This window comes from Nocardioides sp. zg-1228, assembly GCF_017086465.1.
Lineage (GTDB): Bacteria > Actinomycetota > Actinomycetes > Propionibacteriales > Nocardioidaceae > Nocardioides.
On record NZ_CP070961.1, the window covers coordinates 3,543,883 to 3,569,005 of the forward strand.

At 70.1% G+C, this 25,123-nt stretch carries 26 protein-coding genes; 8 read left to right on the plus strand and 18 right to left on the minus strand.

Annotated features, from left to right (window positions below; genetic code table 11):
• Window positions 1-111: 111 nt before the first annotated feature.
• Genes JX575_RS17040 through JX575_RS17055 form a run of 4 tightly spaced genes read right to left on the minus strand, consistent with a single transcriptional unit; the run spans window position 112 to window position 4,256 of the window.
• Entirely contained in the window at window positions 112-993 is an 882-nt protein-coding gene (locus JX575_RS17040; RefSeq protein ID WP_186339255.1) for a glycosyltransferase, read from the minus strand.
• A complete protein-coding gene (locus JX575_RS17045; protein WP_186339256.1) occupies window positions 990-1,868 on the minus strand; it encodes a glycosyltransferase family 2 protein in 879 nt (292 codons plus the stop codon). The genes JX575_RS17040 and JX575_RS17045 overlap by 4 nt, the downstream gene beginning before the upstream one ends.
• The gene (locus JX575_RS17050; protein ID WP_186339257.1) at window positions 1,865-2,692 is read right to left on the minus strand and encodes a glycosyltransferase; all 828 of its coding nucleotides are present in this window, start codon (window positions 2,690-2,692) and stop codon (window positions 1,865-1,867) included. Before JX575_RS17050 ends, JX575_RS17045 begins: the two co-directional genes overlap by 4 nt.
• 49 nt (window positions 2,693-2,741) lie before the next feature.
• Window positions 2,742-4,256 carry a sugar transferase gene (locus JX575_RS17055; protein WP_186339258.1) on the minus strand — a complete coding sequence of 505 codons (1,515 nt, stop codon included), beginning with the start codon at window positions 4,254-4,256 and terminating at the stop codon, window positions 2,742-2,744.
• 340 nt (window positions 4,257-4,596) lie between these two features.
• On the opposite strand from JX575_RS17055, the gene JX575_RS17060 reads away from it, so the two are divergent.
• On the plus strand, window positions 4,597-5,964 hold the full coding sequence (locus JX575_RS17060; RefSeq protein WP_186339259.1) for a helix-turn-helix transcriptional regulator: 1,368 nt from the start codon (window positions 4,597-4,599) through the stop codon (window positions 5,962-5,964).
• 9 nt (window positions 5,965-5,973) lie between these two features.
• Here JX575_RS17060 and JX575_RS19855 read toward each other — a convergent pair whose 3' ends face one another.
• The 8 genes from JX575_RS19855 to JX575_RS17095 all read right to left on the minus strand — a co-directional run bounded on the left by JX575_RS19855 (window position 5,974) and on the right by JX575_RS17095 (window position 13,286).
• Window positions 5,974-6,096 (minus strand): hypothetical protein, encoded by a 123-nt coding sequence (locus JX575_RS19855; protein WP_260988495.1) that lies wholly within the window; start codon window positions 6,094-6,096, stop codon window positions 5,974-5,976.
• A 285-nt stretch (window positions 6,097-6,381) separates the two neighbouring features.
• Entirely contained in the window at window positions 6,382-7,875 is a 1,494-nt protein-coding gene (locus JX575_RS17065) for a PAS domain-containing sensor histidine kinase (protein ID WP_186339260.1), read from the minus strand.
• Between the two features lie 174 nt (window positions 7,876-8,049).
• Entirely contained in the window at window positions 8,050-8,355 is a 306-nt protein-coding gene (locus JX575_RS17070; RefSeq protein ID WP_186339261.1) for a DUF1416 domain-containing protein, read from the minus strand.
• Between the two features lies 1 nt (window position 8,356).
• The gene (locus JX575_RS17075; protein WP_186339262.1) at window positions 8,357-9,205 is read right to left on the minus strand and encodes a sulfurtransferase; all 849 of its coding nucleotides are present in this window, start codon (window positions 9,203-9,205) and stop codon (window positions 8,357-8,359) included.
• A gap of 73 nt (window positions 9,206-9,278) precedes the next feature.
• Entirely contained in the window at window positions 9,279-9,752 is a 474-nt protein-coding gene (locus JX575_RS17080) for a DUF4395 domain-containing protein (RefSeq protein ID WP_186339263.1), read from the minus strand.
• 286 nt (window positions 9,753-10,038) lie between these two features.
• Window positions 10,039-10,563: a thioredoxin family protein gene (locus tag JX575_RS17085; RefSeq protein WP_241005227.1), complete on the minus strand. Its 525-nt coding sequence runs from the start codon at window positions 10,561-10,563 to the stop codon at window positions 10,039-10,041.
• Between the two features lie 115 nt (window positions 10,564-10,678).
• Window positions 10,679-12,877 carry a carboxypeptidase-like regulatory domain-containing protein gene (locus JX575_RS17090; protein ID WP_186339264.1) on the minus strand — a complete coding sequence of 733 codons (2,199 nt, stop codon included), beginning with the start codon at window positions 12,875-12,877 and terminating at the stop codon, window positions 10,679-10,681.
• Between the two features lie 109 nt (window positions 12,878-12,986).
• Complete coding sequence (locus tag JX575_RS17095; protein WP_186339265.1) at window positions 12,987-13,286, minus strand: MoaD/ThiS family protein; 300 nt, start codon at window positions 13,284-13,286, stop codon at window positions 12,987-12,989.
• Window positions 13,287-13,364: 78 nt separating this feature from the next.
• Here JX575_RS17095 and JX575_RS17100 point away from each other — a divergent pair, with 78 nt between their 5' ends.
• Together JX575_RS17100 and mshD are read left to right on the plus strand one after the other, a co-directional pair.
• Window positions 13,365-14,081, plus strand: a complete 717-nt coding sequence (locus tag JX575_RS17100; protein ID WP_186339266.1) for a response regulator transcription factor — start codon at window positions 13,365-13,367, stop codon at window positions 14,079-14,081.
• A gap of 21 nt (window positions 14,082-14,102) precedes the next feature.
• Window positions 14,103-14,918 carry a mycothiol synthase gene (gene mshD, locus JX575_RS17105; protein ID WP_186339267.1) on the plus strand — a complete coding sequence of 272 codons (816 nt, stop codon included), beginning with the start codon at window positions 14,103-14,105 and terminating at the stop codon, window positions 14,916-14,918.
• Window positions 14,919-14,945: 27 nt separating this feature from the next.
• Here mshD and JX575_RS17110 read toward each other — a convergent pair whose 3' ends face one another.
• The 3 genes from JX575_RS17110 to JX575_RS17120 all read right to left on the minus strand — a co-directional run bounded on the left by JX575_RS17110 (window position 14,946) and on the right by JX575_RS17120 (window position 16,895).
• Complete coding sequence (locus JX575_RS17110; RefSeq protein ID WP_186339268.1) at window positions 14,946-15,893, minus strand: folate-binding protein YgfZ; 948 nt, start codon at window positions 15,891-15,893, stop codon at window positions 14,946-14,948.
• Window positions 15,894-15,974: 81 nt separating this feature from the next.
• Window positions 15,975-16,394, minus strand: coding sequence for a Fur family transcriptional regulator (locus JX575_RS17115; RefSeq protein ID WP_186339269.1), 420 nt, complete (start codon window positions 16,392-16,394; stop codon window positions 15,975-15,977).
• 6 nt (window positions 16,395-16,400) lie between these two features.
• A complete protein-coding gene (locus JX575_RS17120; RefSeq protein ID WP_186339270.1) occupies window positions 16,401-16,895 on the minus strand; it encodes an FABP family protein in 495 nt (164 codons plus the stop codon).
• Window positions 16,896-16,917: 22 nt separating this feature from the next.
• On the opposite strand from JX575_RS17120, the gene JX575_RS17125 reads away from it, so the two are divergent.
• From JX575_RS17125 to JX575_RS17145, 5 genes are all read left to right on the plus strand, one after another.
• Complete coding sequence (locus JX575_RS17125) at window positions 16,918-17,280, plus strand: DsrE family protein (RefSeq protein ID WP_186339271.1); 363 nt, start codon at window positions 16,918-16,920, stop codon at window positions 17,278-17,280.
• A 45-nt stretch (window positions 17,281-17,325) separates the two neighbouring features.
• Entirely contained in the window at window positions 17,326-19,503 is a 2,178-nt protein-coding gene (locus JX575_RS17130; protein WP_186339272.1) for an RNA degradosome polyphosphate kinase, read from the plus strand.
• Between the two features lie 106 nt (window positions 19,504-19,609).
• Window positions 19,610-20,227, plus strand: coding sequence for a DUF47 family protein (locus JX575_RS17135; protein WP_186339273.1), 618 nt, complete (start codon window positions 19,610-19,612; stop codon window positions 20,225-20,227).
• Window positions 20,228-20,232: 5 nt separating this feature from the next.
• Complete coding sequence (locus JX575_RS17140; protein WP_186339274.1) at window positions 20,233-21,228, plus strand: inorganic phosphate transporter; 996 nt, start codon at window positions 20,233-20,235, stop codon at window positions 21,226-21,228.
• A gap of 251 nt (window positions 21,229-21,479) precedes the next feature.
• Window positions 21,480-22,106 (plus strand): hypothetical protein, encoded by a 627-nt coding sequence (locus JX575_RS17145; protein ID WP_186339275.1) that lies wholly within the window; start codon window positions 21,480-21,482, stop codon window positions 22,104-22,106.
• Window positions 22,107-22,174: 68 nt separating this feature from the next.
• Here the strand turns inward: JX575_RS17145 and pstB are convergent, their stop codons facing one another.
• Genes pstB through pstC form a run of 3 tightly spaced genes read right to left on the minus strand, consistent with a single transcriptional unit; the run spans window position 22,175 to window position 25,087 of the window.
• A complete protein-coding gene (gene pstB / locus JX575_RS17150) occupies window positions 22,175-22,954 on the minus strand; it encodes a phosphate ABC transporter ATP-binding protein PstB (RefSeq protein WP_186339276.1) in 780 nt (259 codons plus the stop codon).
• A 37-nt stretch (window positions 22,955-22,991) separates the two neighbouring features.
• The gene (gene pstA / locus JX575_RS17155) at window positions 22,992-24,140 is read right to left on the minus strand and encodes a phosphate ABC transporter permease PstA (protein ID WP_186339277.1); all 1,149 of its coding nucleotides are present in this window, start codon (window positions 24,138-24,140) and stop codon (window positions 22,992-22,994) included.
• Entirely contained in the window at window positions 24,137-25,087 is a 951-nt protein-coding gene (gene pstC, locus JX575_RS17160) for a phosphate ABC transporter permease subunit PstC (RefSeq protein ID WP_241005228.1), read from the minus strand. Before pstC ends, pstA begins: the two co-directional genes overlap by 4 nt.
• Between the last annotated feature and the right edge of the window lie 36 nt (window positions 25,088-25,123).

A 25,123-nucleotide genomic window follows, 5' to 3' on the forward strand; every position in this document is an offset into this window, starting at 1 on the left:
CCCACTCGTCTACCGAGGTCGACCGCGAAAGGATCGGCAACGCCAACAACGGAGACAGCATCGATACCGCTGGTGCGGCACCAAAACCCAAGAACCGCTGCGCAACAGTTCTCAAGACCGCCACGTACGCCCACCGAGGCCGCCGTGTCTCACCCGCCGAGTTCCTCTCCCCATGTCCGTCTGCGCCCCAACACCGTCTCTAACGGCGCGGGCGACGGCTCCGAGCGTCTGCGCTCGCTGGCCTCCCACGACGAGAGTTTTGACGACGTCCTTCAGCGTTCGGCCGAGCGACCGTAACGCCCACGAACGGTGCCGTCTTCCGTGCAGCCGAGCGGTGATGATCCGGTTGCGGACGATGAAGTAGATCCGGAACGGCGGATGCTGGCGATAGGTGAACAGGCCAAGGAAGCTGCCGGGAGTACCGAGCTGGTGATCGATACTCATCCCTTGCACGGCCTGCGCTCGCCAGCCCCGATCGAGAAGTCGGAAGTAGTAGTCGGTGTCCACGCAGTCGATGACCAGTTCTTCACGGAAGGGCCCGACATCGCGCCACGCGGCTGTCTTCAGCAGCCAGCCGCTCTGCATCGGTTCCAACGCCTCCCACAACCCGTTTCGCCAAGCCCCAACCTGCGGCTCGGCGTCGAGCATGTGCGGGTAGACCAGGCCCAGATGCGCGTTCGACAACAGCGCTTCGGCGGCGGCGACGTAGGCAAGGGACGCAAAGGAGTCCTGATCGAGCGTGAGGATCGCTGTGATGAGGTCGTTCTTCGCGACGTGAGCGATCCCAGTGTTCAGGGCTGCGGCAATCCCGCGGTTGCGTTCGTGTCGAAGCACGACGACGCCCTGATGCGCCAGCTGTGCGAGCACGGACCTGTCGGTCACCTCAGGGCTGTCGTCGACCGCGACTACCGGCCGGTGGCGGGCAAGGTCGACCAGCCGGCTCACAACTTCTGCCGAAGGATCGAACAGCGGGACGACAACGGCGGAGGTCACGCGGTGCCCCGGAGCCGATGCAAGAGCCACTTGATTGACGTGAGCACCCAATGCGCGCCGATACCCGACGCCACAAGCACTCGTCGGAGCGTCGGCTCAGCTTGCGATTCGGTGTTGTAGTAGCGCCACATGGACGCGTGAAAGTGCCAGTTCGTCCGCGGTGACCGGACGGCGCCAGACGAGCCCCCCTTGTGGTGGATTGCCGTCACGGAACCGTCATACACGACCCGCAGCCCACAAGCCTTGAAGCGCCGGCACCATTCCAGGTCCTCCCCGTACATCCAGTAGGACTCGTCGAGGAGACCGACTCGCGCCAGGTCTGAACGTCGCATGAGCATGAAGGCGCCGTTCACGGCGTCAACATCCCCGGACTCTGTCTCGCCGACCTGCGGGGCGAGGTAGTCCGAACCGAGGTCGCGATTCAGAATCTTCCCAGCCAGATGGCGGAACGCGGCTGCGGGGCCAGGAGAGTTCCTCTTTGCCGCGTGGTCGAAACGCCCGAGCGCATCCACGAGCCTGGGCCCGACGACTCCGATGGTCGGATCGCTCTTCATTCTCTGCACGAGATGACGCAGCATGGGGGCCGTCACCTCGGTGTCGGGGTTGAGCACCAACACGAACTCGCCCGACCCCATCCTGATGCCCTGGTTTGTGGCGACAGCGAAACCATCGTTGGACGTCCGGGAGACGGCGCTAATCCAGGGAGCCGACGAAGACACGCGTTCGATGGTGTCGTCGCCACTGTTGTTGTCGAGGACGAACATACGAACGACGAGCTCAGGACATTGTTCCCTCACGCGGCCTACGCTTCGGACGCACTCGAGCGCTAGGTCGGTCGCCCTGTACGTCACCGTGACAACGTCAACCGTCGTCATGGCAACCGCCGCGTGCTGGCGCACGCCCGGAGGCCATCGAGGAAACCTCGGACGCTGGCACCGCCCGACGCGCGCTTCGCGTTCTTGGGCAGCAACAGCGGAAGAGCCACGGCATAAGCGCAGGCGAACGCGACGAACTGGGCATTCCGTAGGTTTCGGCGGGCGACAATCAGCCGGTTGCGATACAACGTCTGCACCTTGAACTGCGTTGACGCCTTCGATCCGGCAATGCTGTGACCTCCCTGGTGAGGAAGGCCCAAGTCAAGCACCGCACACTCGTAGCCCTGGCGATGCAGCCTCCACGCGAGGTCCGCGTCCTCACCCCAGGCGAAGAGAGGCTCGTAGAAGCCGCCCTGCTCGATGAACAGCTTCCGTGGGAAAAGTCCTGCACCGCCGCTGGGACCGATGACTCGATCGCTCGAGCCCACAACCGCGTCTACGAACCACACCTTGTGCCGCATCGCCACGCCCGCATGACGGACGCCGTTCGTGACCATGCTGATGGCTAACGTACGGTCTTCGTTACTTCCGGCGTGCCCGAGGACCAGATCGAGATCGTCCGCAGTGACCTCGACGTCAGGGTTCAAGAACAGCAACCAGCGCGCATCCGACACCTCCGCCGCGACGTTGCATGCCCCTGCGAAACCAGGATTGGGCAGTTCGGTGACGCGCACGTTCACGAGCCCGTAGGCCCACTCCAAGAGCCTCGCCGCATCGTTGCCGGAGTTGTCGATGAAGTGCCAGCGTGCTGCCGGCCGCTCGCGGGCGACGTCGATCATCTGGCGGAGCTCCCGTTCCGCGTTCTCGCAGGACGAATAGGTCACGACGACCACTTCGAGAGGAGGAGCGTCTGCGTTGCCGCTTGCCATCTGTTTAGTACGCACCGTCCGACGCCAGGACTGCTCGCGCTGTCTTCCACAGGATCATCACGTCGGACATCATCGACCAGTTCTCGACGTAGTGAACGTCCAGGTTGATTGCCTCGGCATATGCCAGGTCGGAGCGCCCGGACACCTGCCAGAGGCCCGTCATGCCCGGACGCACCGTCAACCGGCGCTCTGCCAGGCGGTCGTACTGGGCAACCTCGAAGTCGCGCTGGGGCCGGGGTCCGACCAGACTCATGTCGCCCTTGACGACATTGATCAGTTGCGGGAGCTCGTCGATCGAGAAGCGGCGAATGAAGGAACCCACACGCGTGACACGCGGGTCTTTCGTCAGCTTCGGTAGTTCAGCGAGAGACTTTCCCTCTGCCGCGAGCAAGGCGGCCAGCTGGCGGTCAGCATCGGAGCGCATCGAGCGGAACTTGATCATCCCGAAACGCTCGCCGCCTCGTCCGATGCGCTCCTGCCGGTAGAACACCGCCCCCGGGCTCGTGAACTTGACCGCCAGAGCCGTTGCGATGAACAACGGGGCAGCAGCGATCAGCAGGATCGACGCTCCGAGGATGTCGAAGCTCCGCTTGCTCAGGCGGGCGGCGGCCGCGTACTGCGGCTCGCTGACGTGCAGCATCGGCATGCCGGAGACGTCCTGGAGGAAGAGGCGGGACGACGACACGTTGAGGACGTTGGGCGAGAGGATGAGGTCGACCTTCGACCCCTCGAGCTGCCACGCGAGGTCGCGGAGCGACTCGTGACCGAGGTGCTCGGTGTCCGTCACCACCACGGTTGTCGCGCCCGACCGGGCGAGGGCCGTCGTGAAGTCGGTGCCGGAGGACATCACCGGGACGCCGCGCGGCGCGTCCCCCGTGATGGCAGCCACTGGCTGACTCTCGTCCGGAATCCACACTCCGCACACGTCGTAGCCGGCGGTCTTGTGCTTTGCGAACCACGTCGCGAGCTCTGCCGCCGCGCGCTCACCTCCGATGACCAGGACCTTGTCGGCTGCCTCGCCCTGGACCCGCGCACGGTGCAGGCTGACCCGCGCGAGCTTCCGCTCGACCAGCAGGCCTACGAGGCCGAGCGGGAACGCGGTCGCAAGGTACAGCCGGGATGCGTCCATCTTGAGTGCAACCGAAAGCATGGCCAGGACTGCGAACACGCGGAAGGTCGCGACGATGACCCGCCGATACTCCTCCCACCCGTGGCCGACGACCCTCGGGCTGCGGGCCTGGTGGACCTGCAGCGAAACCCACCAAGCGACCGCCAGGGCCACACCGAGCACGGCGTAGGACGTCCCGAGCCCGCTGACCTGCCGGTCCGAGGCGGCGCCGAAGCGAACGACCTGGGCGACGCCGAGAGCAGACGTCAGGACCAGGAAGTCCCCTACCAGCAGCGCTCGAGCGTGCCGTTGACGCCAGTCGACGGATCCGGCACCCTCACGGGAGACGGTGTGGATCGAACGATGCAACGCCTTCGGTGGAGGCTGGGCAGCCTCGGGCGCGCGACTCACTACGGACATGCATCCCCCACGGATGGCTAGAACAACACACCGAGACAAGCCCCCGGACGAGCGTCAGCCAACCCCTGACCGACTTTTGGAAGATTAAGGGACAAAAGCCGTTGTCGGGGAAGGTTGAACAAAGATGGGACCTTTGTAGGGCGAGCTGTTCCTCACTCGTTGACGAGCCTCATCCCTATGGACGGGGCCAGCGCCCGCGTACAGGTGGGCTCGACGTCGGCACGGGCCGCCTGGTCGGGTCCGCAGGCCCGGACGGACCCGCCGGCCCGTGCGGTGAACGTGTTTTGCCAGAATTCAACAACTCCCCTCCCCCAACCCGCACAATGTTCGTATGGACGCACGTCAAGCCGAACTGCTCGCCGGGGCCGATGCCCACGAACTGGGGCGTCGCCTCCGCTCGATCCGGCTCGCCAAGGGCATGACCCAGGGCGAGGTGGTCGGCGACACGATGTCGGTCGCCTACCTCTCCCGCCTCGAGACCGGCGCGCGCAAGCCGACGGTCAAGGCGCTGACCTCGCTCGCCGGCCGGCTCGACGTGTCGATCGACTCGCTGCTCGCCGTGGAGCCGGGGCGCGATCCTGACGAGGTCCGGCTGGCGCTGGACTATGCCGAGCTCGCCCTCGAGTCCGGCGAACCGGCCGAAGCCGCCCAGCACCTCGACGCAGCCTTGAGCCGCGTGGACGACGTGCCCGGGAGCGGCATGCGCGAACGCGCCAGGCTCCTCCACGCCCGCTCGTTGGAGGCCGGCGGACGCGAGGACGACGCCATCATCGAGCTCGAGACTCTCCTCGAGGACGACACCGTCAGCGGCGTCAGCCGCATCAAGGCGGGCATCGCCCTCAGCCGCATCCACCGGGAGACCGGCGACCTCGGCCGCGCGATCTCCTGCGGGGAGGACGTGCTCGCGCAGCTGCGCGCCGCCGGACTCGCCGCGAGCGACGAGGCCGTCCAGCTCACCGTCACGGTGGCGGCCGCCTACTTCGAGCGCGGCGACACGGCCCACGCCGTCCGACTCTGCGCCAAGGCGATCACGCAGGCCGAGACCCTCGACTCGCCACGCGCCCGTGCGTCGGCCTACTGGAACGCGAGCGTGATGCAGGCCAACCGGGGCGACATCACCGCGGCCGTCCCGCTCGCCGAGCGCGCCCTCGCCCTGCTGGGAGAAGGCCATGACGCCCGCAACTTGGCTCGTCTGCGCGCCGAGGTCGGGCGCCTCCAGCTCGAGCTGGAGCCTCCCGCGGTGGACGACGCGCGCAACAACCTGCAGCAGGCGGTGTCCGAGATGGAGTGGAGCAGCGCCACCCCGATGGACAAGGCCTGGACGCTGCTCGGATTGGCTCGCGCGGCGTTCCTCACCGACGACCACGACGAGTGCCGCCGCCTGTTGTCCGACGTGCACGGGACGTCGGACGGCCAGTCACCGCTGGCCGAGGCCGAGGCGCTCGCCCTGGAAGGCCGGATCAGTGCAGCGCGCGCCGACACCGACGAGGCAGCGCGCCTCTACCAAGCGGCGGTCCTCAAGCTGTCGAGCATCGGCGCGGACAACAGCGCGGCCCAGCTGTGGTTCGACCTGGCCGCCCTGCTGGAGGGCGTCGGCCTGGTCGAGGCCGCGGCGGACGCCTATCGTCGCGCCGCGGCCTCGACCGGTCTCAGGACTCGTACGACCGCACCTGCGCTCACGCGCGAATCCGCGTCGTAAGAGCGAGTCTCAGCAGCACCAGATGTTGCGCTGCATCTCCACGTCACGAGGCGCGGCGGTGGCGGGAGCCGCCATGCCGGCGATGCTGACGAGGGCGGTGGCGGCGACGGCGAGGCGAGCGAAGGTCTTCATGGGTGGCTCCTTGTGGGGTGTGGGCTGACCGAGCGGCACCGCGAAGACGGACGCTCGCGGCGATTGTGTCAAAACCGAGGCGCGGGCGCCCCCTCTCTGGCAAGATCTGGCAAGACACACTTGGCAAACCCCCCGGCCGAGATGTCGCCCGACGGCGTCCCCCGCGTCGTCGGTTCGAGAGAAAGTGCGCTTCCCCCCGAGGCGCCTGGTCCCCCGCGCCCCACACGCGGGGGGCCGTTCTCGTTCCGCGTCGCAGGCACGACGCCCCCGCGTGATGGCGGCGGCTCAGCGCGGCAGCAGCGCGCAGACGCTGGTGCCCTCGCCGGGCGTGCTCTCCAGCGAGACCACTCCGCCGTGCGCCTCGACGATGCTGCGGACGATGGTGAGACCGAGCCCCGTGCCGGGCACGTGCAGGCGACCGGCGTTGGTGCCGCGGTAGAACCGGTCGAAGACCGCCTCCACCTCGTCGGCGTCGATGCCGGTGCCCTCGTCGGTGACCGTCAGCACCGTGTGCTCCCCGCGGACGTCGAGGTCGACGGTCACGACACCGCCCGGGCGGCTGTAGGAGACGGCGTTGTCGAGCAGGTTGTCGAAGACCTGGCGCATGCGCATGCCGTCGACGAGCGCCGGCAGCGTCTCCGGCACCCGGCACTCGACCCGCACGCCCACGCCGTCGGCGTGCAGCGACGCCGCGTCGACCGCCTCGGCCAGCAGCAGCGCCAGGTCGACACGGTAGGGGTCGACGAGCGGCGAGCCCGCCGAGACGCGCGTGGTGAAGAGCAGGTCGGCGACCAGGTGCGAGAGCCGGAGCATGTTGCGCCGCGCGGCGCTCACCTGCTCGCGGCCCTCGGGCGTGACGTCGGTCGAGTCGTCGAGCAGCTCGAGGTAGGCCAGCGCCGCCGTGAGCGGGGTGCGCAGCTCGTGGGAGATCGCGGAGACGAACTGGTCCTTGACGCCCATCGCCCGGACCTGGTCGGTGACGTCGTGGTAGGCCAGCACGGCGCCCGCGGGGGACCCGGAGCGGTCGAGCACCCGGCGGGCCGAGACCGACAGGGCTCGCCGCGTGTGCGGGTCGTGGCCGACCCAGAGGCGCAGGTCGTCGAACTCCTCGCCGCGAGCGGCGCGCGCCGACGGGACCTCGTGGGCGGCCAGGGGCTGCTCGTCGATGCCGAAGGCGAGGCCGGTCTGGCCGGCGACGCCGTGGTGGCCGCCGGGGAAGGCGAGATCGACGAACTCCCGCAGCCGCGTGTTGGTGAGGAGGTAGCGCCCGTCGGCGTCGATCTGCAGCAGCCCGACCGCGACGCCCTCGAAGACCGCCTGGGCGGTGCGCCGGTCGGCGTCGGCGGCCGCCTCGGCGGCGTCGAGGCGCTCGGCGAAGGCATGCCGCTCGCTGAGGTCGGCCACCTGCGCGATGAAGTGGACCGGGGCGCCGTAGGAGTCGCGCAGGAGGGCGACGGACAGGTCGCCGACCAAGATGCTGCCGTCGGCGCGGACGTAGCGCTTGGTGATGCGGTAGGAGCTGATCTTGCCGGCGAGCGCCTCCCCGAACAGGCGGAGGTCGACCGCGAGGTCGTCGGGGTGGGTGAGCTCGTGGAACGTCATGGTCGCGAGCACGTCGGCGTCGTGGCCGAGCATGTCGCAGAGTGCGCCGTTGGCGGTCGTGAAGCAGCCTGCCGGCGACACGATCGCCATGCCCACCGGCGAGTGCTCCATGGTGAGTCGCCAGAGCTCGTCGGTCGCGAGCACGGGTGTCGGGCCAGGGGTCGTCTCAGCGACCATCCCCCCACCTCCCCCTTGACGACACAGCCCGTGTGCGACGTACGACCCGAGATCCCAACGTAAGGCCGAGGCGACCGGCCCGTCCGGGGTCGAGACGAACCGTGGCGAAAATGAGGGGAACGCTCCGTGCTCGGGGCACGGAGCGTCCTCCGGTGGTCTGGACCACTGGTGCGATCAGGCGCTGACGAGCACCTGGACCTCGGCGACCGAGCCGGTCGCGGCCACCACGCGGGTGTCGACGGGCTCGGCCTTGGGCGCCAGCGTCCGCAGGGTCCACTCGCCGTCGCCGGCGAAGAAGCGGAAGTGCCCGGTGGCCGAGGTGGGCACCTCGGCGGTGAACTCGCCGCTGCGGTCGAGCAGGCGCACGTAGGCGTTGGCGACCGGCTCGTCACCGCTGCGCAGCACCTGCCCCTGGATGACGGCCTCCTTGGCGACGTTGACCCCGTCGAGGGAGAGCCCGCCCTGCTTCGCTCCGCACATGTCAGGCCTCCCCGGGCTCGTCGCCGAGGGCGACCGGCACGCCCACCAGCGAGCCGTACTCGGTCCACGACCCGTCGTAGTTCTTGACGTTCTTGCGCCCGAGCAGCTCGGTCAGCACGAACCACGTCAGGGAGGAGCGCTCGCCGATGCGGCACAGGGCGATGGTGTCCTTGTCGGCGTCGAAGCCGACCTCGTCGTAGAGCGCGGCGAGCTCCTCGTCGGACTTGAACGTGCCGTCGTCGTTGGCGTTCTTGCTCCACGGCACGTTGACCGAGGTCGGGATGTGACCGGCGCGCTGCGCCTGCTCCTGGGGCAGGTGGGCCGGGGCGAGCAGCCGGCCGGCGTACTCGTCGGGGCTGCGCACGTCGACGAGGTTCTGCGTGCCGATCGCGGCGACGACCTCGTCGCGGAAGGCACGGATCGAGGTGTCCTGCTCGGTGGCGGTGTAGGTCGTCGCGGCGCGGGTGGGGAGGTCGTCGGTCAGCTCGCGGGAGTCGAGCTCCCACTTCTTGCGGCCGCCGTCGAGGAGCTTGACGTCCTGGTGGCCGTAGAGCTTGAAGTACCAGTAGGCGTAGGCGGCGAACCAGTTGTTGTTGCCGCCGTAGAGCACGACGGTGTCGTCGTTGGAGACGCCCCGCTCGGACAGCAGCGCCTCGAACTGCTCCTTGTTGACGAAGTCACGGCGGACCTGGTCCTGGAGGTCGGTGGTCCAGTCGAGCTTGATGGCGCCCCGGATGTGGCCCTTGTCGTAGGCGGTGGTGTCCTCGTCGACCTCGATGAGGACGACGCCGTCGGTGTCGAGGTTGTCCTCGACCCACTGGGCGGTGACGAGCGAGTTCTCGCGGCTCATGGGTGATGTGCTCCTTGGGTGTGTGCGGCGGTGAAGATGTGGGTGACGATGTGGGTGAAGATGTGGGTGAAGATCAGACGGTGGCGATGAAGCGGCGGACGAGCAGGTAGACCTCGCATCCCAGGCAGAAGGCGAAGGCGGCGTTGAGCAGGGCGGCCACCAGGGCGAGCCCCACGGCGACCTGGGCGAGGACGGTGGCGCCGGCCGCGAAGCCGCCCAGTCCGACGAGCGCGAACGCGAGGCCCACGGCCTGGGCGAAGCGCGGCGGCTCGGGGGCCTCCCACTCGGCGGGCGGGGCCAGGCGCGGTCGCACGAGCCGGCGGAACAGCCATGCGTACGGCGTGGCCTGCACGCCGCGCACGGCGCCCACGGCGAACAGCGCCGCCTGCACGGCGAGCAGCGCGACGGCGTACGGCGTGGGGAGCAGCAGGACGCTCGCCAGGACGACGGCGGTCACGGCGGCGGCGAGCTGCGGGCCGCGTGGGTCGATCAGCCCGTCAGGGCGGGCGGACCCCGCCGGACGGGGCGTCGCAGTGGTGCTGGTCATGTCTCTCCTGTGGTCGGTCGGCGCGGCGGGGCCGGGCGCGCTGGGACGGGGCCCGGCACGCGGGTCCCACCGACCGAGCACGGTCCAGCGACGACGGCTGGACGACAGGACTCAGAGAGGCGGCGGGACCGCTACGACATTCGACACAGCGCCGAGTGCACGCGGCAGTGGTCCACTGCGCGGCGCTTGGTGAGCATGGTCGAGGACATGACGACGACACTAGGCCGTCCGACGGTGTGGGCTCCGGTTCGTCTCACCATGTGACCCACGCATCCATATCCTGAGATCAGACCCGGGCCAGGGCGGTCAGCACCTGGTCGCGTGTGGGCGCTCCGCTCGCCCGGACGACCTCCGCGCCCGACGCGTCGAGCACCACGGTGGTCGGCGTGCGCAGGATCCCGAGGGCGCGGGTCGCCTCGAGGTGGTGCTCGGCGTCGACCTCCACGTGGGCGACGCCGTCGACCAGGCCGCTCACCTCGTCGAGCACCCGGCGGGTCGCGCGGCACGGCGCGCAGAAGGCGCTGGAGAACTGCAGCAACGTCGCGCGCTCCCCCAGCTCGCGGCCCACCGCGGTGACCACCTCGGCGCCGGCGAACGCCTCCGTCGGGGCGGTTGCACCCGCGGCTGCACCGGCGGCTCCCTCGGCGGCCTGTCCCTCGGCGGCCTGTCCCTCGGCGGTCCGTCCCTCGGCGGGGGAGGTGGGACGCGCGGCGCGGGTCTCGCGGAACCGGCCGTCCATGGCCAGGCGCCACAGGCCGACCCCGAGGGCCAGCACGACGGCGGCGACGACGATCCCGGCTCCGGTGCTCACCTCCGCCCAACGACGCCACTCGCCGGATTTGTTCCGGGCCCGGAGACGGGGCGAGGCCCCGGGACGGATCCCGGGGCCTCGCTCGTGGTGCGGGTGCTGCAGGTGCTGCGTCGGATCAGCGCTTGATCTTGTACTTCTTCTGGATGTCGCCGGAGCCGACCTTGCCCTTGCCCTTCACGGTGAAGACGAGCTTGTGCTTGCCCTTGCCGAGCGGCTTCTTGAAGGTGACGACACCCTTGCCCTTCTTGATCTTGGCCTTGCCGAGCTTCTTGAGCTTGTCGTCGCCGTTCTTCTTGACGCCGACGATCTTGAAGACGGTGACCGTGGCCTTGACCTTCTTGGCCTTGAGGGGCTTGACCTTGAGGGTGATCGCCGCGGACTTCTTGGTGACCTTCGCCTTGACCTTCGGCTTGTAGCCGACCTTGGCGGTCGCCTTGGTGATCGCCTGACCCTGGGTGAACCCGGCGTCGTTGGTCACGCGGCCGGTGATCTTGTCGCCCAGGTGCTTCTTGGTGATCTTGAGCGACGGACCGGTCGCGACCACGGTGCCCTTGACCAGCCACTCGTAGGTGAACTGGGTGCCGGCCATCGCCGTCCACACGCCCTTGTCCATGCGGATGGTCTTGCCGACCCACGCGTCGCCCGTGACGCTCGGGCGCTCGACGGCCTTGACGTCCTTGGCGAGCGCGGCCGAGATGCCGGTGAGCACCTCGCCCGGCTTGACCGTGATGGTCTTCGCCTCTCCGGCGACAGCGTCGTTCCACCACTCGGGGACGTGACGCGCGCCGCCGAACTGGACGGTGTAGTCGCCCGGCCAGAGGTTGCGGGTCTCGTAGGCGCCGTTGGCCTGGAACTCGGCGTAGGAGCTGGCGTAGTTGTCGTCGGCGTCGACGAACGCGACCCAGGGCTCCTCCGGCGCGCCACCGGCCTCGCTGGTGACGGCGCCCGCGACGCCGCCGGCGACCGGCTGCACGAAGTCGATGACCTGCGGCGCGGCCGTCACCGCTGCGGCGGTGTCGTAGCCGAACTTCTGACCGGTCCAGATGGTGCGGCGAGCGAAGTCGTTCCGCTCGCGGGCCGCCTCGCCCTCGACGACGATCTTGAACTCGGTCTCGCCGCCGACGCGGTCGAGCGTGGTGAACGCGTAGCCGCCGGCGCGGTTGGAGATCGTCCGCGCGACGATCTTGCGGTCACGCGGGTCGGCCGGAGTGTCGTACGCGAGGACGTTGTAGCCCACGCCGAGCCCGCCGACCTGGTCGCGGACGGTGCCGCTGATGTCCACCCCGGTGAGAGCGGGCTTGGACTTCGCCGCGAGGGCGGCGTCGATGCCCGCGACCGCCTGGCCGGGGGCGATGTTCACGACCGCCGGGGAGCCGACCGGGTCGCCGTACTCGTCGACGGCGACGTTGTTGTAGTACTCGCCGGCGAACTCGTCGATCGGGTCGGAGAACTCCACCACGTGGGCACCGGTCTGGACGCCCTCGATGGTGTAGACGCCATTGGCGTCGGTGTAGTCGCAGTAGTCCTCGGTGCAGGCGAGCGCCCGGTGGAGCGGAGCTCCGGCCTCACTGGTGACACGGCCCGAGATCGAGCCGCCGGGGGCCAGGGTGATGGTCCCGAGCACGGCGCCCGGGGCGACGGCGTCGGCCGAGGCGAGGTCGGACTTGTCGGAGTAGTACTCGGTGGCCAGCGCCTTGCCGGTCACCGAGTCGTAGCCCGAGAAGCGCAGCTTGACGGCCTCGTCCGCCCCGATGCGGAAGGCACCGGACGAGTCGGTCAGGTCGCCGGCGAGGAACATGCCGTCATCGGCCGCGTAGGCCTCGACCCGCGCGTTGCGCACGGCGCGGCCGTCGGTCGTCGCGACCGTGCCGGTGACCGTCGCGGCGGAGTCGATGGTCCACGCCGGGAGCACCTGGGCGGCGCCCGCGACCGTGACGAAGTCGGCGCTCGCCAGGTCGGCCTTGTCCCGGTAGTACTCGCTCCGGTACTCGTCGGTGCCGGAGGAGGGGTAGAACTGGAGCTTGTAGAGGCCGTCCTCGAGGTTGAGGTCGAAGGCACCACCCTGGGTGCTGACCCCCGGAAGGAAGTCGTACTCGGACGACTCGACCGTGCCGTCTCCGTCCTGGTCGGAGTAGTGGTAGATCGAGATGAAGCCGTCGACGTAGTTGCCTGCGGCGTCGATCGTGCTGCCGCTGATCGTGACGGCCGCGTGGGCAGGCGTCGCCAGCCCGATCGCGAGGCCCGCGCACGCCGTCGCGGCGGCGGTGCCACCGGCGAGAAGGCGCGCGAAAGCTCCCCCTTGTGTGCTTCTCATTGAGTTGTGTCCCCCTTGGACATCAGTCGGCACATCCGTGCCCGAAGCGCAGGCCATCCCCCGTGGACGCCTGTCGAGGGAAGTTCTATCGCAAAATCGCCGCGCGCACTCAGCCTCCGGCAAAAGGAGGCAGCATCTCGACCACTGTGCCCGGGCGTACGACGACCGTGTCGGGGTCCTGCGAACGGACCGGCTGGTCGCCCACCAGCACCGAGCAGACCCCCACCGTGCGCGCCATCTGCTCGCCCGGGTGCAGCTCCAGCACGCGGGCCACCACCTCGGCCAGGGTCAGCTCGCCGGTGGTCGCCAGCACGTCCTCCGCCGTGCCCGCCGCCGCGCGGGCGCCCGCCCAGTAGCGCACGGTCACGGTCGTCTCACCACGTCGCTGCAGATCCGTCGAGGGGCCCATGCGGGCTATCCTTCCTCATCCCCGGCTGTGGCTCCGGCTGCCGCCGGACCGATCCGCCGGCGCCCGAGGAGGTCCGCGATGAGCGCACTGCTGCTGCTCACGAGCGCGCTGCAGCCCTCCGCCGAGGTGCTCCCGGGGCTCGCGCTCCTGGCCCACTCGGTGCGCATCGTGCCGGCGCAGGGCAGCGCCCTCCTCGACGCCCCGGAGGCCGACCTCGTGCTCGTCGACGGCCGCCAGGACCTCGCCGCCGCGCGCGACCTGTGCCGGCTGATCCGCACCACCGGCTCCGACGCGCCCGTGCTGCTCGTCGTCACCGAGGGCGGGCTCGCCGTCGTCGCCCACGACTGGGGCATGGACGACGTCGTGCTGCACACCTGCGGTCCCGCCGAGCTCGACGCGCGCATCCGGCTCGCGATCGGCCGCGCCAGCGCCGCCACGCCCGACGACCCGGCCGCCCACGTGATCCGGCGCGGCGAGGTCGTCGTCGACGACGCCACCTACACCGCGCGCATCGGCGGGCGCTCCCTCGACCTGACCTACAAGGAGTTCGAGCTCCTCAAGTACCTCGCCCAGCACCCCGGCCGAGTCTTCAGCCGCGAGCAGCTGCTGCAGGAGGTCTGGGGCTACGACTACTTCGGCGGCACCCGCACCGTCGACGTCCACGTGCGCCGGCTGCGTGCCAAGCTCGGCACCGAGCACGAGCACCACATCGGCACCGTCCGCAACGTCGGCTACCGCTTCGTCGTCCCGAGCCGCGACGCGGTCGCGACGGAGACCTCGGCCAGCTCGTCCTGAGCCCCCACTAGGGTCGTCGGCATGGACGCCACCGCCTCGCTGGTCGACGACATCGCCCGGGCGGCCGCGGCCGCCGACGGCGCCGACCCGCTCGACGAGGCGACACGGATCGCCCTCGCCGACGGCGAGGTCTCGCTGATCGCCGAGGACGACGCCTTCGCGCTCCTGCACGCCGGCGACCTCTCGCTGGTGGTCCGGCCGGCGGCCCGCCGCCGCGGGCTCGGCGCCGCGCTGCTCACCCGGGCCGAGTCGTCGTACGACGGCCCGCTGACGGCGTGGTCGCACGGCAACCACCCCGCCGCCGCCCGGCTCGCCGCGCGCCACGGGTGGGAGCGGGTGCGTGACCTGTGGGTGATGCGCCGGCCGACGGCCGACCCGCTCCCGCCGCTGTCCCTGCCCGACGGGGTGCAGATCCGGTCCTACCGCGACGGTGACGCCGACGACGTCGTCGCGGTCAACGCCGCCGCCTTCGCCGAGCACCCCGAGCAGGGGGCGATGGACGCCGCCAACCTCGCCCGCCGGATGGCCGAGCCGTGGTTCGACCCGGCCGGGCTCCTCGTCGCCGAGGACGCGTCGGGAGTCCTCGGCTTCCACTGGACCAAGCAGCACGACGCGCGCCTCGGCGAGGTCTACGTCGTCGGGGTCGCGCCCGCCGCGCAGGGGCGGGGGCTCGGCCGGGCGCTCACCCTGGCCGGGCTGCACCACCTCGCCGGCGCCGGGGTCGACGAGGTGCTGCTCTACGTCGAGTCCGACAACGCCCCCGCCGTCGCCCTCTACTCCCGCCTCGGGTTCGGGCACGCCGAGGCCGACACCCACGTGCAGTACCGCCGCGGCTGACGGGCCTCCGCCGGGGATGCTCGACCCTCAGCGGAGAGGGCGGACGTGCAGGCCGACCTCGGGGTCGACGACGACCTCCTGGGTGGCCGGCATCTCGTCGACCGTCAGGGTCGCGTCGACCGGGACGTTGCGCTTGACCAGGGCGAGCGCGATCGGGCCGAGCTCGTGGTGGCGGGCGCTCGAGCCGACGAAGCCGATGTCGCGGCCGTCGTACGACACCGCGGACCCGGCGGGGGGCAGCCGGTTCTCCGAGCCGTCGAGGTGGAGCAGCACCAGCCGGCGGGGCGGGCGGCCGAGGGTGTGCACCCGCGCGACGGTCTCCTGGCCGCGGTAGCAGCCCTTGTCGAGGTGCACCGCCGAGCCGATCCAGCCGACCTCGTTGGGGATGGTGCGGTGGTCGGTGTCGAGCCCGAGCCTCGGCTCGCCGCGCTCGATGCGCAGCGCCTCGAAGGCCCAGAGCCCACAGGCGGGCCCGGCCGCCTCGGCGTACGCCTCGAGCCGGTCGCGGGGCACGAGGTCGTAGCGGCCACCCGGTCGTGACGGGCCGTCCGCCGGACGCCACATCACGGCGAGGTCGTCGACGAGCGAGACCTCGACGCGGGTCATGAACTTCATCCGCTCGAGCCACTCGACCAGGGCCGGGCCCGCGCCCGGCTCGGTGTGGGCGACGAACGCCTCCCCGTCGTCGACGCCGGTGAAGGCGTGCTCGACGTGGCCCTGCGGGCTCAGCACCAGTGCCTGCGTCCAGACCCCCGGTGCCAGGCCCTCGAAGAACTGGGTGGTCAGGCTGTGCAGCCACGACAGGCGGTCGGGACCGGCGATGCGTACGACGTCGCGGTGCGACAGGTCCACGAAGCCGTCGCCGCGCGCCAGGCTGCGCTGCTCGGTGTTGAAGGAGCCGTAGTGGGCCGCCACGGGGGCGTCGATCCCGTCGCCTGTGACGGCTCCGGGCAGGGAGAGGAGCGGGGACTGCATGCCTCGAGCCTACGCGGCGACCGCCCGCGTCCCCAGCGGCGTCGAGGCGCCCGACTCGGGGGCCTTGAGTCTCCGAGAGACTCAGGGGGCAGCGGCGGAGCAGTCGGCGCAGGTGCCGAAGATCGCGAGGTGCCCGACGTCGACGGAGAAGCCGTCCGCCCCGAGCGCCGCGACGAGCGGGCGCACGATGTCGGGGTCGTAGGAGCGCACCGAGTGGCAGCCGCGGCACACCACGTGGACGTGCTCGTGCTCGCCGGTGGAGTGGTAGGTCGGGGCGCGGTCGCTGAGGTGCGTGTGGCGCACCAGGCCGAGCTCCTCCAGCACCTCGAGCGTGCGGTAGACGGTCGAGGCGTTGACCGAGCTGACCTGCCCCCGTACGTGGGCCAGCACCTCGTCGGGCGTGGCGTGGCGCAGCTCCTCGACCGCGTGCAGGATCAGCTCGCGCTGCGGGGTGAGGCGCAGCCCCTGCTCGCGCAGCCGGGTGGCGAGGTCGTCGCTCATGGGGGCTCAGGCCCTCTTCAGCCGCGCCCAGAGGTGCGGCTGGAGCTCCTGGCCGACGGCCGCCATGTCGTAGGCGTAGAGCAGGTCGCCCTCGACGTTGCCGTACATCCGCGAGCCGGCCGTGACCTCCTTGGCGGTCTCGGTGTAGGACACGCCGGCGGTGTGCATCTCGAGCTTGCCGCCCTCGGCCGCGCCGTACCAGATCTCGGTGAAGCCGATGTTGTGCGCGAGCAGCAGCTCGATCCTGCCCGGCTCGGGGCACCGCAGGAAGCCGGTCTCCATCGCCGCGTCGCGGACGAACTCGCCCTGCTCGTCGACGATCCACGAGCGCGACATGTAGTGGAAGAACGGGCGGCCGTCGTGGGTGAAGATCAGCTCCTGGCCGAACTGGAACGGCTCGATCGTCGGGTAGTCGCCGTGGCCGTTGCCGTGCCACGTGCCGAGCAGCCACGCGACGGGGCCGCAGTTGGGATGCAGGTTGTCCGGCAGCTCGAAGGGCATGGGTTCACTCTAGTGTGGGCGCATGCCTCGCCCACTGGTCGTCAAGGTCACCTGCGGTGCCGAGGACCCCGAACGCCTCAACCAGGGCTTCACGGTCTCCGCGGCCGCCGCGGCGTCCGGCGCCGAGGTCTCCCTCTGGCTGACCGGCGACGCGGCCTGGTTCGGCGTGCCGGGCCGCGCCGAGGAGTTCGAGCTCGACCTCGCCACGCCCCTCGACCAGCTGATGGCCGCCGTCCTCACCACCGGCACGATCACCGTCTGCTCGCAGTGCGCCGCCCGCCGGGGGATCGTCGCCGGCGACCTCCGCGAGGGTGTCACGATCGCGGGAGCCGCCGTCTTCGCCGAGCAGGTCCTCGGCGACGGCGTCCAGGCGCTCGTCTACTGACGCGAGCCTCACCCGGCGTTCACCTTCCGGTGCCACACTGGCGACATGTCCGACCCGGCCACCCTGACCAGCGCTGTGTCCCCCTCGGCGGAGGAGGGACCGGTCACCCAACCGTTCGGGCACCCCACCGACACCTTCGACGTCGAGCCGCCCTACCGCCCCGACGCCGAGGCGATCCAGGCCGTGGAGAAGTTCGACGACCGGTTCATCGACCGCGAGATCTCCTGGGTGCGCTTCAACCAGCGCGTCCTCGAGCTCGCCGAGGACCCCGCCCTGCCGCTGCTCGAGCGCGCCCGCTTCCTCGCGATCTTCGCCAGCAACCTCGACGAGTTCTTCATGGTCCGCGTCGCCGGTCTCAAGCGCCGCATCGCCGCGGGCGTCGCCGTACGGGCCGCCAGCGGGTTGATGCCGCGCGAGCAGCTCGAGCGGCTGTGGGTCGAGAGCCGGCAGCTGATGGAGCGCCACGCCCGCGCGCTCGGCGACCTCCTCCCCGAGCTCGGCGCGCAGGGCATCGAGATCCTGCGCTGGTCCGAGCTCGACCGCGACGAGCAGAAGGTGTGCAAGAAGCTCTTCAAGGACCGGATCTTCCCCGTCCTGACCCCCCTCGCGGTCGACCCGGCCCACCCGTTCCCCTACATCTCCGGGCTGTCGCTCAACCTCGCGGTCGTCGTACGCCACCCCGAGACCGGCACCGAGCACTTCGCGCGCGTCAAGGTGCCGCCGACCTTCGGGCGCTTCGTCGGGCTCGGCAACCAGCGCTTCGTGCCGATCGAGGACGTCATCGGCGAGCACCTCAAGAAGCTGTTCCCCGGCATGGACGTGCTCGGCTCGCACACCTTCCGGGTCACCCGCAACGAGGACCTCGAGGTCGAGGAGGACGACGCGGAGAACCTCCTCAAGGCGTTGGAGAAGGAGCTGCAGCGGCGCCGCTTCGGCCCGCCCGTGCGCCTCGAGGTCGAGGAGTCGATGGACCCCAAGGTCCTCGACCTGCTCGTCTCCGAGCTCGGGGTCGGCCGCGGCGAGGTGGTCTCGCTGCCCGGCCCGCTCGACCTCACCGGACTGCACTCCATCGCCGACCTGCCGCGCGACGACCTCAAGTACGCCGCGTTCCTGCCCACCACCCACCCGAGTCTGGCCGAGGTCGAGTCGTCCTCCCCCGTCGACGTGTTCGACGCGGTGTCGCGCCGCGACGTGCTGCTGCACCACCCCTACGACTCCTTCGCCACCTCGGTGCAGCGCTTCCTCGAGCAGGCGGCCGCCGACCCGCACGTGCTGGCGATCAAGCAGACGCTCTACCGCACGTCCGGTGACAGCCCGATCATCGAGGCGCTCATCGACGCCGCCGAGGCCGGCAAGCAGGTCCTGGTGGTCGTCGAGATCAAGGCCCGCTTCGACGAGCAGGCCAACATCCGCTGGGCGCGCAAGCTCGAGCAGGCCGGCTGCCACGTCGTCTACGGCCTCGTCGGCCTCAAGACGCACTGCAAGCTGTCGATGGTCGTCCGCGACGAGCCCGTGGGCATCCGGCGCTATGTCCACCTCGGCACGGGCAACTACAACCCCAAGACCGCCCGGCTCTACGAGGACCTCGGCCTGCTGACCGCCGACCCCGAGATCGGCGAGGACGTCGCGCTGCTGTTCAACAACCTGTCGGGCATCAGCCGCAACCGCACCTACGACCACCTGCTCGTCGCGCCCCACAGCGTGCGCGACGGCCTGATCGCGCAGATCCACCAGGAGATCGCCCACCACCAGGCCGGCCGCCCAGCCGGCATCCGGTTCAAGGCCAACTCGGTGGTCGACGAGGCGGTGATCGACGCGCTCTACCTCGCCTCGCAGGCGGGCGTACGCGTCGAGATGCTCATCCGCGGCATCTGCGCCCTGCGACCCGGCGTGCCCGGCCTGTCCGAGACCGTGCGGGTGCGCTCGATCCTGGGCCGTTTCCTCGAGCACAGCCGCATCTTCTGGTTCGACAACGGCGGCGAGCCGGCGGCCTGGATCGGCTCGGCCGACATGATGCACCGCAACCTCGATCGCCGCGTCGAGGTGCTCGTACGCCTCAGCGACCCGCACGTCGTCCAAGCCATCCGGAGCCTGCTCGACCTCGCCCTCGACCCCGACACGACCGCATGGGAGCTCGGGTCCGACGGCGAGTGGGTGCTGCACCGTGGCCGGCGCCACCTCCAGGACGAGCTCATCGCGCGCCAGCGCGCCCGGCGGCGCTGAGCGCCGCGTCACACCAGCCCCCCGACGGCGGCCCGAGGTTGCGTTCTCGACCCGATCACCCCCTAGCATGAACCACGGTTCATCCGCCCCCCGTTCGGAGTTCACCGTGCGTCTGAAGTTCCGCCCTGTCGACAGTTCGTTCTACGACCTCTTCAGCGAAGCCGCCAACCACCTCGTCCTCGGATCCCAGCTCCTCAGCGAGATGCTGTCGGTCGGCAACTCGAAGGCAGAGATCGCCCAGCGCATGCGCGAGGCCGAGCACGCAGCCGACGAGACGACCCACTCGATCATCCGGCGGGTCAACAGCACGTTCGTCACCCCGTTCGACCGCGAGGACATCTACTCCCTCGCCTCGGCGCTCGACGACGTGATGGACATGATGGACGAGGCTGTCGACCTGGTCCTGCTCTACGAGGTCACCTCCCTGCCGCCGGAGACCACCCAGCAGGTCGAGGTGCTGCAGCGCTGCGCCGAGCTCACGGCCGCCGCGATGCCGCAGCTGGAGTCGATGGGCTCGCTCGACGAGTACTGGATCGAGATCAACCGTCTCGAGAACACCGGTGACAAGTCCTACCGCCGGATCCTGGCCAACCTGTTCAGCGGCGAGTACGAGGCCCTCGAGGTGCTCAAGCTGAAGGACATCGTGGAGTCCCTCGAGGGGGCGATCGACGCGTTCGAGAAGGTCGCCAACATCGTGGAGCAGATCGCCGTCAAGGAGTCCTGACCCTGATGGAGATCGGGATCATCATCGCGGTCGTCGTCGTCGCCCTGGTTTTCGACTACACCAACGGCTTCCACGACGCGGCCAACGCGATCGCGACGTCCGTGTCGACGGGCGCCCTCAAGCCGCGGGTGGCCCTCGCCATGGCGGCGGTCATGAACTTCGTCGGAGCCTTCCTGGGCCAGAAGGTCGCCCACACGGTGTCCGACACGATCGATCCGGGGCCGGGAAGCCACGGCCTGGTGATCGTGATGTGCGGCCTGCTCGGCGCGATCACCTGGAACCTGATCACCTGGTACTACGGCCTGCCGTCGTCGTCCTCGCACGCGCTCATCGGCGGCCTCGTCGGCGCCGCCGTCGCGGCCGGCGCGAGCGCCAACTGGACCATCGTGCTGGAGAAGGTCGTCATCCCGATGTTCCTCTCCCCGCTCGTCGCGTTCAGCCTCGGCTTCGCGCTGATGATCGGCATCATGTGGGCCTTCCGCAACGCCAACCCCGGGCGCGCCAACCGCGGCTTCAAGGTCGCCCAGACCGTCTCGGCCGCCGCCATGGCGCTCGGCCACGGACTGCAGGACGCCCAGAAGACGATGGGCGTCATCTTCCTGGCGCTGCTCACCGGCGGCTACGTCGCCGAGTCCGACGGCCTCCCGCTGTGGGTGATCTTCGCCGCGGCCGGCGCGATCTCGCTCGGCACCTGGTCCGGCGGCTGGCGCATCATGCGCACCCTCGGGCGCCGCATCATCCACCTCGACCCGCCGCGCGGCTTCGCCGCCGAGTCGGTCGCCGCGTCGGTGCTCTACACGACGTCCTACGTCTTCGAGGCCCCGATCTCGACCACCCACACGATCACCTCCGCGGTCATGGGCGTCGGCGCCACCAAGCGCCTCTCCGCCGTCCGCTGGGGCGTGGCGAAGTCGATCCTCACCGCCTGGGTGCTGACCTTCCCGGCCGCCGCCCTCGCCGCCGCGATCTGCTACTGGGTGGCTCACCTCTTCCTCCCCTGACGCGGCCTCCTCTGGCTGCTCCCTGTGGGGTGGTGGTGGTAGTGAGGGACGGTCTGGTCGGAAAACCGGTCCCCGGCCACCCATTGCGTCCCTCACTACCCGGACATGGAGCCAGTTGGCCGACGGGGCCGTACGCCGCGCGCAGCCGAGCGACGAACCCGTCCCGATCGGCAAGGTCCCCGGCCTACGACCGTCGCGGGGCAACTGGCCCTAGGGTGTCGTCGGCACGCCCGTCCGACCGAGGAGACACCATGCGCCCGCCCACAGCCGTCACCGCCCTCATCGCCATCGCTGTCGCCGCAGGGATGGCCACGCCCGCCCGCGCCGCACTCCCGGCGCAGGACCCCACGGCGCTCTACCCCCTGACCTCGGGGGCCATCGGTGCCTACACCTACGACGCACAGGTAGGACCGGGGATCGGATTCCTCGACGAGCCCGCACTCTGCACCCGGATCGTGTTCACTCACACCACTATCGCGGAGCCGTCGGTGTCCGAGGACTGTCGGCGCCTCTACGGCGACTCCGTGCTGCGCAAGGGCTACGTGCTCGTGGATTCCGGGGCCCTCTTCGCTGCGGGAGATGACCCCAACTTCATCAACTACGACTTCTACGCCACCGCGCCCAAGGTCCAGCGGGTCGTCTTCAAGAGCAAGGGCCGTGGCACGGTGAAGCTCTCGCGCCGCAACAGCGTCGTCCACTCGATCAACGGGGAGCGTGTGCGCTTCTTCCCCGACGCCTTCTCGGTCCCCGAGCCCTACAAGGGCACGGACGTCAAGGGCCAGGTCAAGAAGTGCAGGACGGTGGTCATCAAGGGGAAGAAGAAGAAGCGTTGCTCGTGGAAGACGGTCGCTGGACAGTCGTTCTTCCTGCTGCCCTGATCGACCGTCGGGGCGGCGTGTTCGCGAACCCGACATGCTGACTCCCCCCGGGCCCCCGGGACACGGCCTCAGCCGAAGCGGCCGGAGATGTAGGCCTCGGTCGCCTCGTTGTCCGGGTTGGCGAACATCGTGGGGGTGGCGTTGAACTCCACGAGGTGACCGGGCTTCCCGGCCGCCTTGAGGTTGAAGAAGCCGGTCTCGTCGGAGACGCGGGCCGCCTGCTGCATGTTGTGGGTGACGATCACGATCGTGTAGTCCGCCTTGAGCTGGTGGATCAGGTCCTCGATGGCGGCGGTCGAGATCGGGTCGAGGGCCGAGCACGGCTCGTCCATCAGCAGCACCTGCGGCTCGACGGCGATCGCGCGGGCGATGCACAGGCGCTGCTGCTGGCCGCCGGAGAGGCCCATGCCGGGCTTGTCGAGGCGGTCCTTGACCTCGTTCCAGAGGTTGGCGCCCTTGAGCGAGCGCTCGACGATGTCGTCGGCCTCGGCCTTCCTCATCTTCTTGGAGTTGAGCCGGTTGCCGGCCAGCACGTTCTCGTAGATCGACATCGTCGGGAACGGGTTGGGCCGCTGGAAGACCATCCCGATCTGGCGGCGTACGGCGACCGGGTCGACCGCGGTGTCGTAGAGCGACTGCCCGTCGACGGTCACCTTGCCCTCCACCCGCGCGCCGGGGATGACCTCGTGCATCCGGTTGAGCGAGCGCAGCACGGTGGACTTGCCGCAGCCGGACGGGCCGATGAAGGCGGTCACCGAGCGCGCCTTGATGTGCATGGTGACGCCCTCGACGGCGAGGAAGTCGCCGTAGTAGATGTCGAGGTCGGAGACGTCGATGCTCTTGGCCATGGTGGGGAGCTCCTAGGGGGCTGCGAGGGCCGGCCGCTCAGCGGCCGGTCTTGGGGGCGAACGCCCTGCCGACGACCCTCGCGAGGAGGTTGAGCGACATGACGATGAGGATGAGGAACAGGGCGGCGCCCCAGACGCGGTCGGTCCAGATCTCGCCGTACTTGAAGTGCGTCGTCTGGCCGAGCGACTGGAAGATGTAGACCGGCAGGGTCTGCACCGCCCCGTCGAAGGGGTTCCAGTTGGCGGCCCGCGAGGTGCCCAGGATCAGCAGCAGCGGCGCGGTCTCGCCGGCGACGCGGGCGATGGCCAGCGTCACGCCGGTGACGATGCCGGCGACGGCCGTCGGCAGCACGACCTTGACGATCGTCCGCCACCGCGGCACGCCGAGGGCGTACGACGCCTCGCGCAGGTCGTCGGGCACAAGCTTGAGCATCTCCTCGACCGAGCGGATGACCGTCGGCAGCATGAGCAGCGCGAGCGCGACCGACCCGCCGATGCCCAGGCGGGGCAGCGGGTCGCCGGTGACGACGATGAACAGCGCGACCGCGAAGAGGCCAGCCACGATCGAGGGGATGCCGGTCATCACGTCGACGAGGAACGTGATCACCTTGGCCAGCCGGTTGCCCTTGCCGTACTCCACCAGGTAGATCGCGGTGAGCAGGCCGATCGGGACGGCGATGACCGCCGCGATGCCGGTCACCAGGATGGTGCCCATGATCGCGTGGTAGATGCCCCCGCCGACGCCGAGCAGCGCCCGGCCGCTCATGTCGTCGTGGAGGAACTGCGGCGTCAGCACGGGCGCACCGCGCGCCACCACGGTCCACATCAGGCTGACGAGCGGCGCCATGGCCACCACGAACGCCGTCCACATGAACGTGCGCAGGAGCGTGTCGGTGGCCTTGCGCGGTCCCTCGACGGCGCGCGTCCAGCCGTAGAGCCAGCCGGTGTGGGCCACCCACGCCACCAGCAGTCCGCCGATCGGGCCGAGGCCCAGCAGCACCGCCAGCGCGCCCAGCGCGAGCGAGCACACGCCGACGAGGAGCGGGGCGACCCGGGGCAGCGTGCCGCCGGTCAGCGGGCCGAGCCGGTCGACCGGGCGCGCCCCGTCGGGACCCTTGTCGAGGCCCTTGCCGGGACCCTTGTCGAGGTCGTCGAGGCCGTCGTCGAGATCGGTCGTCAGGCTCATCCCTTCACCTGCCCGCGCGTCGCGACCCAGCGGCCGAGGAAGTTGACGGCGAACGTCAGGACGAAGAGGGCCAGGCCGGCGAAGATCAGCACGTTGATCTTGAGGCCGGCGGCGTTCGCGTAGTTGTTGGCGATGCTCGCCGCGATGGTGTTGGGGTTGGTCGAGGAGATGACGTCGAAGCTGATGATGGCGCCGGTGGCCGAGAGCACCATCGCCACGGCCATCGTCTCGCCGAGGGCGCGGCCCAGGCCGAGGAGCAGCGCGGCGACGATCCCCGACCGGGCGTAGGGCAGCACCGCCAGTCGGATCATCTCCCAGCGGGTCGCGCCGAGGGCGAGGGCGGCCTCCTCGTGCATCGTCGGCGTCTGCGCGAAGATCTCACGCAGGATGGCGGTGACGATCGGCAGCGCCATCAGTGCCAGCACGATGGAGGCGGTGAGCAGGGTCCGCCCCGAGCTCGACACCGGTCCGTCGAAGAGCGGGATCCAGCCGAGCCAGTCGTTGAGCCAGTCGTAGATCGGCACCAGGCGCGGCGCCAGCACCGCGATGCCCCACAGGCCGAAGACCACCGACGGGACGGCCGCCAGCAGGTCGACGAGGTAGCCGACCGGCTTGGCCAGCCGCCGGGGCGCGTAGTGCGAGATCACCAGCGCGAGCCCGATGGCCAGCGGCGTCACGATCACCATGGCCAGCGCGGCCGAGAAGACGGTGCCGAACAGCAGCGGGCCGACGTACGACCAGATGCTCGGCTTGCCGTAGGCCTGCTCGCCGGACGCCTCGAGCGCCGGCAGGCCCTGGAGCACCAGGAAGACGGCGACGCCGGCGAGCATGCCGACGACGAGCAGGGCCGCTCCGAGCGCGGTGCGGCTGAAGACCGCGTCCCCCACGCGGGTGGTCCGGGCGCGTTGTCCCGAGTCGGGGACGGGCTCCTGGATCGCGGTGGTCACTGTGCTCCTCCGGGGTGACGACGTGTCGGACGGGGT